The following is a 16,984-nucleotide window of genomic DNA, read 5'->3' as shown; positions in this document are numbered from 1 at the left end:
CGTGGTCAGCGACCGCATCGAGCGCCGCGTCATCGGACAACTGAGCGAAGCACACACATTGCGAAGATACAGCGAAGAACTCGATAAACAAAGAAAAGACATAACAGGAACAGGAGAATAAATGGCCGGTTTTATCATGCACTCGATCCGCCGCCGGCATAACTGACAACCAAGGCGCCGGCGGAACCACCATCAGCGACCTTGCGGGCGAGAGGAACTGCTTGCATTAAATTGATCCATTGTTCAATTAATGGGTGATCCCCAGGGAGGACCACCGGCGATCGCTTTGGTGACGGGGAATAGGGAGGAAATGATGGTCGAGGAACTTGATCCGAAAGGTGAGCAGGGGGCGGTCGCCACCCTGGGAATCGCCCCGCTCGAAGGCCGGGCACATGTCGCGGGGACCACGGATGAGCCGCTGATCGAAGATACGATCCCCCAGCTCTTGGCCCGCACGGCACGGCGCTGGCCCGAAAGAGATGCCGTCGTGTTCAGTGACGAAAACATCCGCTGGACCTGGGCCGAATTCGCCGCCCGCGTGGATCGGCTGGCTCTGGGCTTCCTTCAGATGGGCCTGGGGCATGGCGACCGGCTTGGTATCTGGGCCCCCAACCGTTCCGAATGGCTATTGTCGCAATTTGCCACTGCGCGGGTCGGAATCATCCTGGTCAACATCAATCCAGCCTATCGCCTGCACGAACTGGAATATGCTTTGCGCAAGACCGGGTGCCGCGCCCTGGTTCTGGCCGAGCGTTTCAAACATTCCGATTATATCGGCATGATCAACCAATTGCTTCCCCAGCTTGCCAAATCCCGGCCTGGACAGCTGGAAGCCGAAAAACTGCCCGATCTGCGCCATGTCGTTACCTTTGGTGACGCGACCTATGCAGGGTGCCACAGCTTTACCGATATCGAAGCATCGGGCCAGCAGGGCGACCCCGCCAGGCTGGATGCCATCACCCGCACATTGGATGCGAATGACCCGATCAATATCCAATTCACCTCGGGAACCACAGGCGCCCCGAAAGGTGCCACGCTGACCCATCGCAACATCGTCAATAACGCGCATTTCGTGACCTCGGCGATGAAGGCGACCGAACAGGATCGAATTTGCATCCCGGTGCCGTTCTATCATTGCTTTGGCATGGTGATGGGCACGCTTGGATGTGTCACGAAGGGCGCCACGATTGTCGTTCCCGGTCCCGGTTTCGATGCGGAAAAGACATTGACCTGTGTCGCGGCCGAACGTTGCAGCGCATTGTATGGCGTGCCGACAATGTTCGTGGCGATGCTGGAACATCCGGAGTTTTCCGGTCACGATCTGTCGTCACTGCGCACCGGGATCATGGCTGGCGCCCCTTGCCCGATCGAAGTGATGAAACAGGTGCAGTCGAAAATGCACATGTCCGAAGTGACCATTGCCTATGGCATGACCGAAACCAGCCCGGTTTCGTTCCAATCCGATACCGATACGCCGTTGGAAAAGCGGGTATCCTCGGTCGGGCGGGTCCAACCCCATCTCGAGGTCAGGATTGCGCGCGAAGATGGCACCACCGCCGATATCGGTGAACAGGGGCAGTTGCTGACACGTGGTTATTCCGTCATGCGCGAATACTGGAACGATCAGGAACAATCCGACGCCGCCATTGACGCGGAAGGATGGATGCATACCGGCGATTTGGCCCGAATAGATGCCGAGGGCTATTGCAATATTACCGGACGCGTCAAGGACATGATCCTGCGCGGCGGCGAAAACATCTATCCGCGTGAGATCGAGGAATTTCTATATACGCATCCTGATGTCAGTCAGGTTCAGATCTTTGGCATTCCCGATCCGAAATTCGGTGAGATCGTGGCCGCGTGGGTTGTGGCGCGACCGGGCACATCACCGACCGAAGAGGGCTTGCGGGATTTCTGTCGTGACCAAGTCGCTCATTTCAAGATTCCGGCGATCATCCGTTTTCGTGAGGAATTGCCGATGACCGTATCCGGCAAACCGCAGAAATTTGTGATGCGCGATGCCATGATCGAAGAACTGGGCCTGGTGGTTGAGCAAACCGCCTGACTGCGCGGCTTGACCCCTTGATCGCCGGAATGTTTATGTCAGGCCTCTGGGTAAGGAGGTCTGATGAATATTGGCGCTGTATCGAAGGCCAGCGGGCTGCCAGACAAGACCATTCGCTATTACGAGGACATCGGATTGATCCGCCCCGCACGGGGCGCAAATGGCTATCGCGATTTCAGTCAGCAGGATCTGCACAAGCTGGTCTTTCTGGCGCGGGCGCGATCGCTGGGATTCTCGATCGAGGATTGCCGCATTCTGTTGTCACTCTATGAGGATCGCAGCCGCGCCAGCGCTGATGTCAAAGCTCTGGCGCAGGAACATATCCGTCAGATCGAAGACAAGGTGGCCAAGCTACTGGACATGCGCGACAGCCTGAGTGAACTGGTGGCCAGCTGCCACGGGGACCAGCGCCCTGAATGCCCGATTCTGGACGGATTGGCCGGCGAGGGAATCTTGGAATAGGCAGAGCGATGCCGGAAGCCGTCGCCCTGGATATGTCAGCTGCCGGTGGTTTCGCGCTTAATAATGTCAATCGGCAGCCAATCGTGACCCCCTATCGGCATCCAAAAATGCCCCCCTTGGAGCGCCCGGGTAGCTGGCCCGATGCGGTGTAGCCCTCACACAGCGCAGCCGTATCGGGCCAGCGGGTTCTCGGTCATTCACGGGTCTTAAAGCGCCAACTCTCGTTGCCGGTTTCGACGATGTCGCAGTGATGGGTCAGGCGGTCGAGCAGCGCAGTGGTCATCTTTGCGTCGCCGAAGACCGAAGGCCATTCGCCGAAGTCGAGATTGGTTGTCACGATGATCGAGGTGCGCTCGTAGAGGCGGCTGATGAGATGGAACAGCAGCTGGCCGCCGGTCTGCGCGAAGGGGAGATAGCCGAGCTCGTCAAGGATCAGGAAGTCGAGGCGGCACAAGAGATCCGCAGTGCGCCCCTGTCGGTCGGCACGCGCTTCGGCATCGAGCTTGTTTACCAGGTCCACGACATTGAAGAAGCGCCCCCGCTTGCCGCGCTGGATGCAGGCCCGGGCGATGCTGACGGCCAGGTGCGATTTACCAGTCCCGGTGCCGCCGATGAGGACGACATTGCGCTGCTGTTCGAGGAACTCTCCGGCGGCCAGATCGCGTACCAGCGTCTCGTTGACCGGCGTTTCCTCGAAGCTGAACTCGTCGACCTCTTTCGCCAGCGGCAACTTGGCGATCGTCATCTGATATTTGATCGAGCGCGCCTGCTTCTCGCTGATCTCGGCATTCAGCAGGTTACCGACGATCTGTTGCGGCTCGTGCTGGCGCTTCACCGCCGTGGTGATGATCTCATGCGTCAGGCGGCCTTCATGCCGTAGAGCTTCAGCTGGCTCATCGCGTCCAGCACTTGTGATCTTTCCATGGTTGGGTCTCCTGAGACTGTCGTAGCGTTTGCAATCGGCGACGGGCTCGCAGGTCAGTCGCAACGCGGCCGGCGTATCGATGGTCAGTGGCGGTGGCGGCTCCCGATGCCGTGCAAGGATGTTGATGACGACCGAGGCCGCGGGGACCCCTTCGCTCAGGGCCTCGGCACAGGCAGCATCCACCGCATCCAGTCCATCGATCGGGATCATACTGAGGATTTGGACCATCTGCCGGTCGCCATTCGGGACCCTTCCAAGCTTGCGCTGCACGCGCCTGATCGATGGCGGCAGGTTCCAGTCCTTGAAGGGGGCGCCGTTCCGGAGGGCGCCGGGCTTGCGAGCCAGAACCGGAATATAGTGCAACGGGTCGTAGATGGCCTTGTCGCGCCCGAAGGCTCGGGCGTGCCGCCCCACGATCTTGCCGTCCTGCCAGAACTCGACCCGCTCGGCATAGGCACGGATCTCGACAGGTCGGCCAACGGCCCGGCCGTCCACGGAGTAGCGGTTCTTGTCGAACCGGACGAGACAGGTCTTAGAGACCGAGGCTGGCACGGCATGGAGGCCGTCGAACGGACCGACGTAGGGGACAAGACTCGTGCGCTCGTCCTGGAACACCTCCCAGATCGTTCGATCCCGAAGCTCCTGGTGCGGGTTGGCTTTGGCCCAGGCAACACAGCGATCCTCGAGCCAGGCGTTGAGTTCGGCGTAGCTCTTGAACTTCGGCCGAGGCACGAAGAACCGCCGCCGGACAACGCCGACCTGGTTCTCGACCTGTCCCTTCTCCCAGCCGGATGCCGGGGTGCAAGCGACGGGATCGACGAGGTAATGGCTGCACATCTGCTGGAACCGGCGGTTGTAGGCTCGGTCGCGGCCGACGAAGATCGTGTCGACCGCGGTCTTCATGTTGTCGTAGATGCCCCGCGTGCAGGTGCCCCCGAAGAAGGCGAAGGCCTTGTCATGGGCGTCGAAGACCATCTCCTGCGTCTCGCGGGGATAGGCACGCACGAACAGCATCCGGCTGTGACACAGGCGGACATGTGCCACCTTCACCGTGGTCGTCGCGCCGTCGATCACCACGATCTCGTGGCTCCAGTCGAACTGGTAGGCCTCGCCTGGATCGAAGGTTAGCGGGACATAGGCGGCCGCAGATGCCACCTCTTCCTCCTTTGACCAGGAGGCCGCGTATCGCCGGACCGCATCATAGCCACCGTCATATCCTCGAGCCCGGAGTTCCTCGAAAATGCGGATGCGAGTCAGTCGCTCGCGCTTGGGCTTCCGCGCGTTCACCGCCAGCATCTCGTCGAGCATCTCTTTCCACGGCCCTATCTTCGGCAACGGCTGAATGGTCCGCTCATAGGTGAGCTCCGTCGCACCGGACCGGATCACCTTGCGCACCGTGTTCCGCGATACCCGCAGCTCGCGGCAAATCTGCTTGATCGACTTCTTGTCCTGAAAATATGCCCGCCGGATCTTCGCTATCGTCTCCACGACCAACATCCCACACTGTGCTCCCCGATGACCTCGGGGGCATCATCCACATCAGTGCAAGGGGGTCATTTTTGGACGCCGATCACCCCGCTACGGGGTCTGTTTTGCATGCCGGTTCACATTAATCAGCTCTTTGTATAGCTGGCGGATACGCAGGGTCATCGGGCGCTCTCCCGTGCCGATCTGCTTTCCATCAATGGATGCGACCGGCGTTTGCGCCCCGAATGTACCGGTCAGGAACGCCTCATCCGCACCATAGGCTTCATAGAGTGAATAGTTCTTTTCGCGGACCGGGATGTCATTGGCGCGGCACAGGTCTATGACCTTCTGGCGGGTCACGCCATTCATGCAATAGTCGCCAGTCGAGGTCCAAACCTCGCCACGCCGCACGATGAAGAAGTTGCAGGCATTGGTGGTGTTCACGAAACCATGCGGATCCAGCATCAGGGCTTCGTCGGCACCAGCCTCTTCGGCCTGAAGGCAGGCAATGATGCAGTTCAGCTTGGAATGGCTGTTCAGCTTGGGGTCCTGGCTGTTGGGCAGGCCGCGCACCTGAGCAACCGTGGCTAGCCGGATTCCCTGATCATGCAGGCTGGCCACCGGTTTGGAATGTTCAAGGATCATCACCATTGTCGGGCCGGAACGGCTGAGGCCGGGATGCTGGAACGGCTTGTCCTTCCTGCCGCGCGTGCACATCAGGCGGCAATGGACATCGGTGGTCATGCCGTTTGCGGCGGCCGTCCGGTTCAGCGCATCCAGGATTTCACCCTTGGTCATACCGACATCCAGAGATACGGCTTTGCAGGAATTGAAGAAGCGATCCATATGTTCGTCGAAAAACGCCCAAGTGCCGTTGTACAGGCGCAGCCCTTCCCACATGCCGTCACCCAGCATGAAGCCGGAATCATAGACCGAGACCTTTGCTTCGTCGCGATGCACGATGTCGCCGTTGACATAGATCTTGATGTCGTTGTTGCGCAGATCTTCCGAAGCGTCATGTGTTGAATGGCTATGGGTGTCGGCGTTCATTTTGGAACCTGTGAATCTGGGGCTGATCGAAGGGGGCGACCACATAAGATGTCGCCCCGTGGTCTTGGGCGGTTACATCCAGCCGCGTTCGCGATAATAGCGAACGGCGCCGTCATGAAGCGGTGCGATATTGCCCTTGGAAACCATGTCTTCTTCCTGCAAATGCGCAAAAGCGGGGTGCAGGGCCTTGAAACGGTCGAAATTTTCGAAGATTGCCTTGACGACCTGATAAACGGCTTCGTCGCTGGTGTCGGTCGAGGTCACAAAGGTGGCCAGCGGGCCATAGCTTTGGATATCCGCGTCCTGCCCCTTGTACATGCCCGCCGGAATCTGCGCCTTTTCGTAATAGGGCGTTTCTTCCACAAGGGCATCTATCTGGGGACCATCGATCTGCAGGAATACCGTATCGCACGAAACGGTTGCTTCGGTGATATTACCAACCGGGTGCCCGGCAGAAAACATCATCGCGTCGATCTTGTTGTCGCAAAGTGCCGCGGATTGTTCGTTGGATTTCAGTTCCGAAGTCAGTGAAAAACTGTTCGGGTCGATACCCTTGGTTTCCAGCAACACCTCGGCGGTGGCGCGCGAACCAGAGCCGGGATTGCCGATATTGACCCGTTTGCCGGGCAGATCGTCCAGCGTCTGGATCCCGGAATCAGCGCGGGCGACCACCGTCACCACGTCGGGATGCGCGGAAAAGACCGCCCGCAGGCCGTCATTCGGTCCGAATTCCTCGAAAACGCTGCCGCCATTCACGGCGTGATACTGCCAGTCGGATTGGACCACGCCAAAGTTGAAGTCGCCTTCACGAATGCCGTTCAGATTTGCGATGGACCCACCCGTGGCAGGGGCGGTGCAACGAAAACCGTGATCGTCGCTATTGCGATTGACCAACTGGCAAACCGATTGACCAACGACATAATAGATACCGGTCTGACCGGCCGTGCCGATGGTGACGAATTCCTGGGCGATGGCGCTTTGAGATGTCACGGCAAGGCCCAGTGCCGCGGCTGTTGCGATTTTTCTGGAAAAGATCATGGAACCTCCTGTCGGGGCAGGCCGCGAATGCTGCGGCGCATCATTGAGAGGCCGCTGGCCATGCGGGGCGCGCCTCTGATCCTTACGATAGAGACTCGAGTGTAAGATTGTCAACAATCTTATAATCTGAATGTTTGCCTTTCCTGTTCGGCTGCGGCACATTCAGGATAACGAGCAGTCGCAGACGGAGCGATGACATGAACGAAAGCCTGATGCTGAAACCTGTGGATGACGGAACGGTGCGCCGCCGCATTGCGCAACGCCTGACCGATCATATTGTCAGCGGAGGGTTTGCACCCGGTCAGAAACTGACCGAGCAGCAATTGGCCTCGGCGTTGCAGGTCAGCAGGGGGCCGCTGCGTGAAGCCGTGCGAGAGCTGGCCGAAATGGGGCTATTGGTCAGCATCCCTTACCGGGGTCTGTTCGTTCGCAGCATCTCGCGGCAGGATCTGGAAGAGCTGTATTCACTGCGCACCAAGCTGGAAAGCTTTGCCTTCGAGCTGTTGTGGGACCGCCGCACCCCCGAAGCACTGGATGATCTGGGCCGCCGCCACGCCACGCTGAAGAAAACGATTGAAGCCGGTGACGACAGCTTGCAGGCAATCGAACAAGAGCTGTTCCTGCATAACTGGTGCTTTGAACTATGCGGTCACAACCTGTTGCGACGCACATGGCAAGGGATGCAACCGCATGTGAATTTCTATTTTTCGCTGCATCAGAAGGCACATGATCGCAAGGGACCACTGCGCGATTCCCATGATGTCTATGTCAGCCTGGCGCAAGGAGACAATCTTCAGGCCATGCTGGAGCATCTCAAGGACCATATGCGGCAAGGATTGGCACGCACCATCGCAGAGCTTTCCACCGACCTGCCCGAAGCCTGATCCGCCCGCCGGGGGCGGGAAACGCTCGCATAGTCAGATCTGGGCCTGGTTTGCGACCCGGACGGAATAACTCATGCCGCCTTTGCCAAAGCCTATGCGTGACGTCACGTAGCCACTGTTTACCGCCTGCACAGCAGCCAGGAAGGGGGTCATCACGTCTGAGTCGGTCGGAATGTTATCCGCAATCACCACGGATCCGATCCGCAGCCGCGGCTCCAGCAGCCGCAGGATCGGCAGATACATGTCCTTTGCACCGTCCAGAAACAGCAAGTCGATCACCGGACCCGCACCGGCCAAGGTCGTCATGGCATCACCGATACGTATCTCGGCCTTCAGCCCGGCCTCGCTCAGGGATGCAATCGCCCGATCGGCCTTGGTTGCGTGAAATTCCGAGCCGATGACGCGCCCGCCCGTCTGCTGTGCCGCTGCCGCAAGATACATCGTCGAAATGCCATGCGATGTGCCGAACTCGACGATCTCCTTTGCATTTATCGCGATCGCCACGCCGTGAAGAAAGCGCCCCTGATCGGGTCCGACGGCAAGATATGCCGTGCGATGCCGTTCGGACACACGGAAATCCACGGGCTCGCGTGGCTTGGCTGCGCCCTCGGCACGTTCGGCGCGACGGGTGGCCGCTTCTGCGTGGGCCGCAGCGTGTTCACGGTCAAGAACCGCCGCAAGGGCAGGGGATGTAAGTGCGGTCATTCGGCATTCCTTCTTCGCTGGAACGGCATCGTGCGCACCCGACGATCATGGTTCACAGGATCTCTGCCAACTTCCATCGCGACATACGACCGAAAGCACTGCGTCAAGGAAAATGAATTCGGTGCATGACATAGGATAGAGTGGCATTTTGCTGGCGCATTCGCATTCATGGGATGCAGTTGCTGCCCGGAAACATACCGGCCTGGCTATGCGAGACTGGTCATATGACTGTCGGTTTTTGTGGGCGCTGTCCATAGCCTATTCGTCACGTTCGTGGAAAAAATTGTTCCAGATCAAGCGCGGATCGACGGTTCGCGACAGATGCCCCAACCTTGAATCGGGCGAAAACCGTGCGCAAGACATGATCCTGTCCGCTTTTTTCTTGGCGCACCAAACATCCAGCTACACTATGGCGGTATCCGGATGTCTGGCGGCACCCGCATAGCAAAGCATGTCCTGGGTGCCCTGTTGGAAAATTCGGCGATGATACTGGTTCGGCAAGCTTCGGAATCTTGAAAGGACAGGCCTCATGCGAACAAGGCTTTCCCTTTTCACCGCGTTCTGCATGGCAGGACCACTGGCCGCGCAGCAAACGGAATGGCCTGATCGCAGCACATTGCCGATCTCGCTGGCACCATTCGAGGGGGAAATCGGGGCCACATATCAGGAATCGGAACCGGATTGGCAAGAACCGGTGGCCGCGCCCGATGGCGCGCCGAATGTTGTCGTAATCTTGCTCGATGATGTTAGCTTTGGGCAGACATCGACCTTTGGGGGGCTGATCCCCACACCCGAACTGGACGCCCTGGCCGCGGAAGGGCTGCGCTATACGCGTTTTCACACGACTGCGATCTGTGGCCCCTCGCGGGCGGCCCTGTTGACAGGACGCAACCACCATTCCAGCGGCAATGGGTTTCTGATGGAATGGGCGACGGGCTTTCCCAGCTACTCGACGATGCTGCCGCGCGAAACGGCCACCATCGGTGAAATCCTGAAAGGCAACGGTTACACAACCTGGTGGTTTGGCAAGAACCACAACACCCCCGACTGGGAAACCACCGTTGCCGGTCCCTTCGATCGCTGGCCTACCGGTATGGGCTTTGATTATTTCTACGGGTTCAATGCCGGTGAAACACATCAATTCTATCCGGTGATCTTCGAGAACACCGTGCCGGTTGAACCTGCGACCACGCCCGAAGAGGGTTATCATTTCATGACCGACATGACTGACCGCGCGATTGCACGGATGCAGTTTTCAAAGTCGGTCGCCCCTGAAAAGCCGTTCTTCATGTATTTCGCCCCCGGCGCCATGCATGCCCCCCATCATGTCACCGCGCAATGGCGCGACCAGTTCGACGGGGCATTCGATATGGGGTGGGAAGCCTATCGCGAACAGGTCTTCGCACGGCAGAAGGAAATGGGCATCATTCCTGCAGATACCCAACTGACCGCCAGGCCCGACTGGGTGCCGGAATGGAACAGCCTCAGCGATGAACAGAACGAAATCTATACCGCCCTGTTCGAGAACTATGCCGGCTATTTCGCCTTTACTGATCACGAGGTTGGAAGGTTGCTGGATGCGGTCAAGGAACTGCCCGACGCCGAAAACACCATGGTCGTATATATCGTCGGCGACAACGGCGCGTCCTCCGAAGGAGGTCTGGATGGCACGCTAAACGAAATCAAGGCGCTGAACGGCGTCCCGACCGAGCTGAGCGAGATCGTTGAAAATCTTGACGTGCTCGGCGGGCCCGAATCCGAACCCCACTATCCTGTTGGCTGGGCCTGGGCGGGCAATACACCATTTCAATGGGTCAAGCAGGTTGCTTCTCATCTGGGCGGCACACGCAACCCCATGGTGATCACCTGGCCTGCACGCATCGATTACGACCCCGAGCCACGCGACGCATTCCTGCATTTGATCGATGTCGTGCCCACCATCCTCGAGGCAGCCAATATCCCCATGCCGACCAGCGTAAATGGCGTCACACAGAAGCCGCTGGAAGGCGCAAGTTTCCTGGCCAGCTTCGAGGATCCGGAATTTGCGGGCCGCAACGAACAATATTTCGAGGTGTTTTCAAACCGATCCATGTACGCAGATGGGTGGAAGGCCAATGCACAGCACACCTTCCCATGGCGGCAGGATTTTGCCCCCGGAAACTGGGATCAGGACAGCTGGGAGCTATACAACCTGAACGAAGATTTCTCGGAAGCCCGGAATGTTGCGGATGAGAACCCTGAAAAACTGGCCGAACTGCAAAAGCTGTTTGATGAGGCCGCGCAGAACTACGACGTATTGCCACTGGATGATCGTGGCCAGGCCCGTTTGGGCATGCCCAAACCACCGGTACCGGGCGCGGCGGAAGATGCCACGACCTACACATATCACGCCGGGGCAATACGCATCGCCGAACCCGCAGCCCCACCAATGAAGAACCGGTCTTGGACCATGACCGCCGATATCACGACCGACGGGATCGAAACCGAAGGTGTGATCGTCGGCTTTGGCGGGGTCGCCGCAGGGCTGGTGCTGTATCTCGATCAGGGCGTGCCAGTCTTTGACTACAATTACTTCGAAGAACACACCGTCTTGCGCGGGTCAAAAGCCCTGCCGGCCGGGGAACACAGCCTTGCCGTCGAGTTCGACTATCTCGGCGAAGACGGAGCTCTTGGCGCCGGGGCGAATTTGCGCCTTGTCGTAAACGGCGAAGAAATCGGCAATGCCTCCATGGACGCCACCGTTCCCGCCCGTTTCGGAATTGATACGTTTGGCATAGGCGAAGACAGCGGCCAGCCCGTCACCCACGATTATCAGCCACCGTTCAAATTCAATGGCGACATCGAGCTGGTGTCTGTCCAGATGCGTTGAACAAGATACGTCGAACAGGGGGCCGCAGCAGCAGAACGATCAACTGCTGCGGCCTCGGGGCGACAACTCAGCCGCCGACCCCTTCGATCACCAGAAAGATGGCGGCTGACAAAGCAGCCGCAGCGGGAACCGTAACAACCCAGGCTGCGACGATGGTTATGAAATGGGATCTGCGTACCAGCTTTCTGCGCCGGCGCTCTTCTGGCGCAATCGGGGGCAGGCCGGGCATTTTTTCTTTGGCTTTGCGCATGCGCCGTTCGGTGTCCCATTCACGAAAGAACCCGACCCCAAACACGCCGCCCACCGCGATATGAGTCGAGCTGACCGGCAGACCCAGCCAGCTTGCCGCGATCACGGTAACCGCTGCGGAAAGCGCAACACAAAAGGCACGCATCGGGTTCAGCTTGGTGATCTGGTTCCCGACCATTCGGATCAGTTTGGGGCCAAACAGGAACAGGCCGAACGAAATGCCCAGGGCACCGATCACCATGACCCAAAGCGGAATTTCGATGGCATGAGTAAAATCACCGGTCGCCGACGCCTGCACGATCGCCGCCAGCGGACCCACGGCATTGGCAACATCATTCGCGCCATGGGCAAAACTGAGAAGGGCGGCAGAAACGATCAATGGAATTCCGAACAGAACCTTCAGCGATTTGTTCCTGTTTTCCAGTGACGCCGACTGTCTGCGAATGATGGGGATCATGATCAGCCAGACCAGAACGGCAACGACGATTCCGATCAGGATCGCATTTCCCATCTCGATCGAGACGATTTTCTTCAACCCTTTCAATGCCAGATAAGACGAAAACGCACCCGCCATGAAACCGACCAGCACCGGCACCCATTTGCGGGCCGCCGCGATCTTGTCGTCGCGATAGATGATGTTCGCCTTGATGAACCACAGAAACCCCGCAGCAACCAGCCCCCCCAATACTGGCGAGATCACCCAGCTTGCCGCAATGGCACTGACCTGGCCCCAGCCAACAGCACCAAATCCCGCAGCCGCGATCCCCGCACCCATGACGCCCCCGACGACCGAATGGGTGGTCGACACCGGCGCGCCGATCCATGTCGCGACATTGACCCACAGCGCGGATGCCAGCAGCGCCGCCATCATTGCCGAAACGAAGGCGCCGGATGTGCCCATGCTTTCAGGTGCGATGATCCCCTTGGCAATGGTCGACACAACATCACCGCCAGCCAGCAAGGCCCCCGCGCTTTCGAATGTCGCAGCAATGACAATCGCCACGCCCATCGACATGGCGTTCGCGCCAACCGCCGGCCCCATGTTGTTTGCGACATCATTTGCCCCAATATTCAACGCCATATAGGCCCCGAATGCGGCGGCGACCACGACGATAAGCCGGTTGTCCGCCTGCCCGAAAATCAGGGCGGCCACCAAGGCTGCAAATACCACGAACATCAACGCCAACCCCAAGCCCATCAGGGGGCGGCTGACATAACCTGTCGCCAGTTCAAGGGTCGACAAGCGCCCCAGATCCCGATCCAGCGTTTCCAGATGGCTCGGGTCGATATTGCTGTTATCTGGCATGCGCCTCTCCGGTTGCGTTCGGGCGGACCTATGTCATCAGCACGCGTTGAGCAAGGCGGCGCAGCGTCAGCTCTTCGGGTCTACCGCTGAACAACTTTGTAATCCCCTCTGACGTTCAAGGATGCGAAACAAAGTTCTTGCGTCATGCCGCAAACCTACCGTCAATGCCCATCGAAGCTGCAGCCATCTTGATGATCGACCCATTCGCGTATTGCCGAGGCAGCCCCACGTCCGGCCATGCGGTTCGTAGCTGTGAACCAGCATGCAAAAATGCCTCCCTTACACTGATGGTGATGATGCTCCCGAGATGATCGGCGAGCACAGTGTAGAATGTTGGTCGTGGAGACGATTGCGAAGATCCGGCGGGCGTATTTTCAGGAGAAGATCAAGGAGATTTGCCGCGAGTTTCGGGTCTCGCGGAATGCTGTGCGCAAAGTGATCAGGTCCGGAGTCACCGAACGGACCTACGAGCGCACAATCCAAGCTCGATGCCGAGGCCGGTGCTGACCGCCAGGGTCGCACCGCCGATCTGCTCTGCCGCCTCGACTTCTTGATCCTCAATGAACTGGGCTATCTCCCATTCGCCCAAACCGGCGGACAGCCGATCTTGCACGTAGTCGCGCTGAGTGAGATTGAGCGTGAGCTTGCTGGCTTTTGGCCGCTTAGCCGCACTGTCAGCATGCCATTGCGCGTTGATCGCACGATAGTCGAAGTCTCCGCCACGGGTTGCCGAGTTGCGCCTGATCTCTCGGGAGATCGTGCTGGGCGATCTCCTAAGCTTCCGGGCGATGGCACGGACACTTGTGCCCCTCGCGCACTCCAAAGCTATTTCCTCACGTTCTGCGAGGGAAAGGCTACGGTTCTTCAGTAAGGGCGCCGATGGCGCAAGATGTGTGGGAGGCATTCCACCAGAACTCCGAAACCATCGCGTTCCGACGGGCGCAGAAACACCTGCTTCAACGGCGGCATCCTCACTGGATAGCCCCTCTGCAACCGCCCGCCAGAACCGGCATAGATTCTCACGTTGCCAAACTGGCGGCCTTCCCGGTGAGTTTAATTTGTCCCGGGTCGAACGTTCGGATTTTCGTCTGCCTGTTTTTGTCATCTACACCTCCACGAACGGGGTGTTGCGACGACCAGTTGAATCCGCCCAATACCTGTTCATTCGCTACACCGAGTGGCGGGACGAGGCCGGCATCGAACCTTCGGTTGGCGGCGTTGGCGACAGCTATGACAATGCGCTGGCCGAGACGATCAACGGTCTTTTCAAGGCCGAGGTCATCCATCGCCGCGGCCCTTGGCGCAGTTTCGAGGCCGTCGAATATGCCACCCTTGAATGGGTCGATTGGTTCAATAACCGCCGCCTGCTCGAGCCGATCGGGAACGTCCCGCCGGCAGAAGCAGAGGCAAACCTCTACGCCGCTCTGGAAACTGAAGACATGGCCGCGTAACTAACCAAAATCAGCCTCCGGAAAACACAGAGCGGTTCACATGCATAATCCTCCGTACAAGAAAAAATGTTGTCACCAAGTTAAAATGTCGCGTTGCCAGCTATTTAGAAATGTCGCTACCGACGCGAAGAAGTGATGAGCCGGCCCCGGCCCTCTCTCTCCATAAAGGGCCGTAGGGACGGGGCCGGCGGCGGTCATGATGATGCGCGAAGGGCCGGTGTGCGGGACTTTGCAGACATTCGCTGCATCTCACACCAAGGCCCGTTTTGGACCGCATAAACATGTAAACATGCCAAGTCTCTATCTGGCGTTTTCCTGAGCTCATGTCACTCCGAAGACGATGGACAACGGAGCTGGTTCTTGATCTCGCTCACTCCGAACCGGCCGCGGTCGGATTGAGCGGAACGCCATCGGCTGCGCCGAGGTAGCCGAACTCTGAAATCGGGCGCAATTCTCCGTTCTGTTCACCCCATAGAACCGCGGCACGATGATTGCGCACCTCGTGCATCACAGCGTCATAGGTCAGCACCAGACGGGGTGAGCGATCCACGGAGCCCGTCACGTGCCACTGGCTGACAACCAAGGAAAATTGACCCAGATGGCCATGGTAAGTGGACTGAATGCGCGCATCGGTCATTGTCAGGTCCAAGGGCGCATCCTCTTCCGTCACGAGGAGATGACGCTCGAGATAGCGCGCCAAGGCCGTGATCAGTTCCTGAGGCCACGGTTGGCCTGCCGCCACCGCCTCCAACGCAGAGAGTTCCGGCGCCGCGACAATCAGATCGTCCAATGGGAATTGGATCGTCAACTGCAATGCGGATCCTTGCTGGCGCAACAGAAGAACGCTGCCGGGCAAGGCATGTGCCAGAACAGCCCCGATACTGCCAATAAATACCACAAGCGCGAGCAGGCCGGACCGCCAGATCACTCTTTCTGTCCGCCGTAATCGTCCGCCAGATCGCGCCAGACTGAATGCGGGTGGTTCCCCACCTTGTCGGTGGACTTGTTCGATTGAAGCGAGAACTCGATCCAGAGCGACGGCCCATGCACCCGGACGTAATCATCCTCCGCGCTCAGTTGCGGCGTGCCGGAATAACCGAGATAAGTCTCGGGCAATTCGGATGTGTATCTTTCCATGTAGGCTGCGGTCTCGGTGTCGGAAATATCACCGACATAGGTCTCAATCGCGACCAGAAGCAGGGCGGTCTGATCCTCGCCCAATTCGGAGACCGGCAGGCCCTCGAAGCTGTCCGGGATCGCGTCATCGGCCTGCGGCCCGGCGAGGATGTCGCGGTAGGTTCCTTCCAGTTCGGCAACTCCGCGTTGATCCTCCGACAGTGCGCTGAGCAGCGTAGCAAAGGCGTCACGTTCCTGCGTCAGGGGCTGGTTCACCCGGCCGTTCATTTCGAAATAGGGGAAAGGTTCGACGCCCCGGAAGGATGGCGTGGCCCCAGCCAACTGCCCGTCGACATAGGTATTAGCAAAGGCCATGTGGTGCCCGCCATAATAGAGCTCCCATACGCCGGTCGGCCCGGGCGTGCCCAGGAAGGCAAACTTGGTGTTGAAAGAGGAATAGCCGGCCTTGTAGTCGGTGCTGACGGTGTTGATGTAGTCATCGGCGTTGAGTGTCTGGATCATCTCGTCCCAGCCTTCGTCGATTTTACCGCTCGTGGCTTCCATCATGATCGCCTTGACCAGCCCGCGCTGTTTGGTGTTCAACTCGCCCAGCAGAACGCCTGGCCGCTTGGGAAAGGCCCCGGCGGGCAGGTTGCTCCAGTATTCCGCCTCGGCGCGGGAATAGTCCAGTTGCAGGAGTCCGAGGATATCCTCCGACACGTCGGCCTTCAGCAGATCAATCAAGCACAGCATCCGCCCGTAGCCCGGGGTGTCGCCGCAGTCGGCGGCGCCGTTGGGGATCGGCACGGTTTCCATCAGTGTGCTGGTGTCACCCATGCGGGCCTGAAGCGCTTCGCTCAGCGCCTGATCCTCCTCCGACATCGGCGGCGGACCGCCGTCACCGGGCGGCGGGCCATCGTGACCTTGAGCAGAGACCGGTGAGACCAGAAGAGCTGCCAGCGCAGCGACGCCGACAAGTTCAAAACGATGAGACATTGGCAATCCATTTGTGGAGTCGCTGCATTCAACCCTCAGCATCGGGGGAACCAACAAGAAAAGCAAGGTGATGCCCGGCAACCGACCAAGCACACCACAAGTTTCCCGATCCGGCTCTGATTGGCATGAAACGGAAAAAGATCATCGCCACTCGGGCCATCGAAGCCGCCGTTCGGCGCGGCGCTGAATCGCGTCTTTGCGGCCCGGTTTGGGCTTTCCGGTCGGGGTGTAACGGCTACGCTGCTTGCCCACCGCGTCGATCTGCGGCGGGTTGGCATCCTGCTGCGCCTTGATGAATGCCCGCACGTCGCCGTGGCGCTTGTTCTCGCTGATCGCGGCATGGGTGACGCGCTGCTGGGCCGGATCGAAGATGCGGTAGGGCAGCAGGACGCCCTTCCAGC

Annotated in this window: 10 protein-coding genes and 7 pseudogenes; 7 read left to right on the top strand and 10 right to left on the bottom strand. The window is 59.0% G+C overall.

The window, feature by feature from the left end:
* Positions 1-313 precede the first annotated feature (313 nt).
* Together PAF17_RS18880 and cueR are read left to right on the top strand one after the other, a co-directional pair.
* Positions 314-2,065, top strand: coding sequence for an AMP-binding protein (locus tag PAF17_RS18880; RefSeq protein ID WP_271890634.1), 1,752 nt, complete (start codon positions 314-316; stop codon positions 2,063-2,065).
* Between the two features lie 63 nt (positions 2,066-2,128).
* Positions 2,129-2,527, top strand: a complete 399-nt coding sequence (gene cueR, locus PAF17_RS18875; RefSeq protein ID WP_271890633.1) for a Cu(I)-responsive transcriptional regulator — start codon at positions 2,129-2,131, stop codon at positions 2,525-2,527.
* 193 nt (positions 2,528-2,720) lie between these two features.
* On the opposite strand, the pseudogene istB reads toward cueR, so the two are convergent.
* The 4 genes and pseudogenes from istB to PAF17_RS18855 form a co-directional block, all read right to left on the bottom strand.
* Positions 2,721-3,326: pseudogene (gene istB / locus PAF17_RS18870) on the bottom strand (IS21-like element ISPkr1 family helper ATPase IstB); the annotation flags it as partial.
* A 132-nt stretch (positions 3,327-3,458) separates the two neighbouring features.
* A pseudogene (gene istA, locus PAF17_RS18865) lies at positions 3,459-4,949 on the bottom strand (IS21 family transposase); the annotation flags it as partial.
* An 81-nt stretch (positions 4,950-5,030) separates the two neighbouring features.
* Positions 5,031-5,969 carry an aminotransferase class IV gene (locus PAF17_RS18860; RefSeq protein WP_271890632.1) on the bottom strand — a complete coding sequence of 313 codons (939 nt, stop codon included), beginning with the start codon at positions 5,967-5,969 and terminating at the stop codon, positions 5,031-5,033.
* Between the two features lie 72 nt (positions 5,970-6,041).
* Positions 6,042-7,007, bottom strand: a complete 966-nt coding sequence (locus tag PAF17_RS18855; RefSeq protein ID WP_271890631.1) for a TAXI family TRAP transporter solute-binding subunit — start codon at positions 7,005-7,007, stop codon at positions 6,042-6,044.
* Between the two features lie 197 nt (positions 7,008-7,204).
* Between PAF17_RS18855 and PAF17_RS18850 the strand changes: the two genes are divergently transcribed.
* On the top strand, positions 7,205-7,891 hold the full coding sequence (locus tag PAF17_RS18850; protein ID WP_271890630.1) for a GntR family transcriptional regulator: 687 nt from the start codon (positions 7,205-7,207) through the stop codon (positions 7,889-7,891).
* Positions 7,892-7,924: 33 nt separating this feature from the next.
* On the opposite strand, the gene PAF17_RS18845 is transcribed toward PAF17_RS18850, so the two are convergent.
* On the bottom strand, positions 7,925-8,596 hold the full coding sequence (locus PAF17_RS18845; RefSeq protein WP_271890629.1) for an O-methyltransferase: 672 nt from the start codon (positions 8,594-8,596) through the stop codon (positions 7,925-7,927).
* A 529-nt stretch (positions 8,597-9,125) separates the two neighbouring features.
* On the opposite strand from PAF17_RS18845, the gene PAF17_RS18840 reads away from it, so the two are divergent.
* Positions 9,126-11,465, top strand: a complete 2,340-nt coding sequence (locus PAF17_RS18840) for an arylsulfatase (RefSeq protein WP_271890628.1) — start codon at positions 9,126-9,128, stop codon at positions 11,463-11,465.
* 67 nt (positions 11,466-11,532) lie between these two features.
* On the opposite strand, the gene PAF17_RS18835 is transcribed toward PAF17_RS18840, so the two are convergent.
* Positions 11,533-13,020 carry an inorganic phosphate transporter gene (locus PAF17_RS18835; RefSeq protein ID WP_271890627.1) on the bottom strand — a complete coding sequence of 496 codons (1,488 nt, stop codon included), beginning with the start codon at positions 13,018-13,020 and terminating at the stop codon, positions 11,533-11,535.
* A gap of 330 nt (positions 13,021-13,350) precedes the next feature.
* Between PAF17_RS18835 and PAF17_RS18830 the strand changes: the two are divergent.
* Both PAF17_RS18830 and PAF17_RS18825 read left to right on the top strand, forming a co-directional pair.
* Positions 13,351-13,503: pseudogene (locus tag PAF17_RS18830) on the top strand (IS21 family transposase); the annotation flags it as partial.
* Positions 13,499-13,642 (top strand): annotated as a pseudogene (locus PAF17_RS18825) (ATPase); the annotation flags it as partial. The pseudogenes PAF17_RS18830 and PAF17_RS18825, both read left to right, overlap by 5 nt.
* On the opposite strand, the pseudogene PAF17_RS20245 reads toward PAF17_RS18825, so the two are convergent.
* Positions 13,616-14,125 (bottom strand): annotated as a pseudogene (locus tag PAF17_RS20245) (transposase); the annotation flags it as partial. The pseudogenes PAF17_RS18825 and PAF17_RS20245 overlap by 27 nt on opposite strands.
* Before the next feature lie 43 nt (positions 14,126-14,168).
* On the opposite strand from PAF17_RS20245, the pseudogene PAF17_RS18815 reads away from it, so the two are divergent.
* Positions 14,169-14,471: pseudogene (locus tag PAF17_RS18815) on the top strand (integrase core domain-containing protein); the annotation flags it as partial.
* Between the two features lie 370 nt (positions 14,472-14,841).
* Here PAF17_RS18815 and PAF17_RS18810 read toward each other — a convergent pair.
* The 3 genes and pseudogenes from PAF17_RS18810 to PAF17_RS18800 all read right to left on the bottom strand — a co-directional run.
* A complete protein-coding gene (locus PAF17_RS18810; RefSeq protein WP_271890626.1) occupies positions 14,842-15,399 on the bottom strand; it encodes a hypothetical protein in 558 nt (185 codons plus the stop codon).
* Positions 15,396-16,583, bottom strand: coding sequence for a DUF3500 domain-containing protein (locus tag PAF17_RS18805; protein WP_271890625.1), 1,188 nt, complete (start codon positions 16,581-16,583; stop codon positions 15,396-15,398). The genes PAF17_RS18810 and PAF17_RS18805 overlap by 4 nt, the downstream gene beginning before the upstream one ends.
* A gap of 141 nt (positions 16,584-16,724) precedes the next feature.
* Positions 16,725-16,984 (bottom strand): annotated as a pseudogene (locus PAF17_RS18800) (ISNCY family transposase); the annotation flags it as partial.

Source organism: Paracoccus onchidii, from assembly GCF_028294535.1.
GTDB classification, from domain to species: Bacteria; Pseudomonadota; Alphaproteobacteria; order Rhodobacterales; family Rhodobacteraceae; genus Paracoccus; species Paracoccus onchidii.
The sequence above is the reverse complement of the archived record's forward strand: the minus strand, read 5'-3'. Positions and strand labels throughout refer to the sequence as shown.

Bases quoted from the DNA above. Each gene is read 5' to 3' on its own strand.
- PAF17_RS18840 (WP_271890628.1), top strand. From the start codon at position 9,126: ATGCGAACAAGGCTTTCCCTTTTCACCGCGTTCTGCATGGCAGGACCA.
- cueR (WP_271890633.1), top strand. From the start codon at position 2,129: ATGAATATTGGCGCTGTATCGAAGGCCAGCGGGCTGCCAGACAAGACC.
- PAF17_RS18850 (WP_271890630.1), top strand. From the start codon at position 7,205: ATGAACGAAAGCCTGATGCTGAAACCTGTGGATGACGGAACGGTGCGC.
- PAF17_RS18845 (WP_271890629.1), bottom strand. From the start codon at position 8,596: ATGACCGCACTTACATCCCCTGCCCTTGCGGCGGTTCTTGACCGTGAA.
- PAF17_RS18855 (WP_271890631.1), bottom strand. From the start codon at position 7,007: ATGATCTTTTCCAGAAAAATCGCAACAGCCGCGGCACTGGGCCTTGCC.
- PAF17_RS18860 (WP_271890632.1), bottom strand. From the start codon at position 5,969: ATGAACGCCGACACCCATAGCCATTCAACACATGACGCTTCGGAAGAT.
- PAF17_RS18880 (WP_271890634.1), top strand. From the start codon at position 314: ATGGTCGAGGAACTTGATCCGAAAGGTGAGCAGGGGGCGGTCGCCACC.
- PAF17_RS18805 (WP_271890625.1), bottom strand. From the start codon at position 16,583: ATGTCTCATCGTTTTGAACTTGTCGGCGTCGCTGCGCTGGCAGCTCTT.
- PAF17_RS18835 (WP_271890627.1), bottom strand. From the start codon at position 13,020: ATGCCAGATAACAGCAATATCGACCCGAGCCATCTGGAAACGCTGGAT.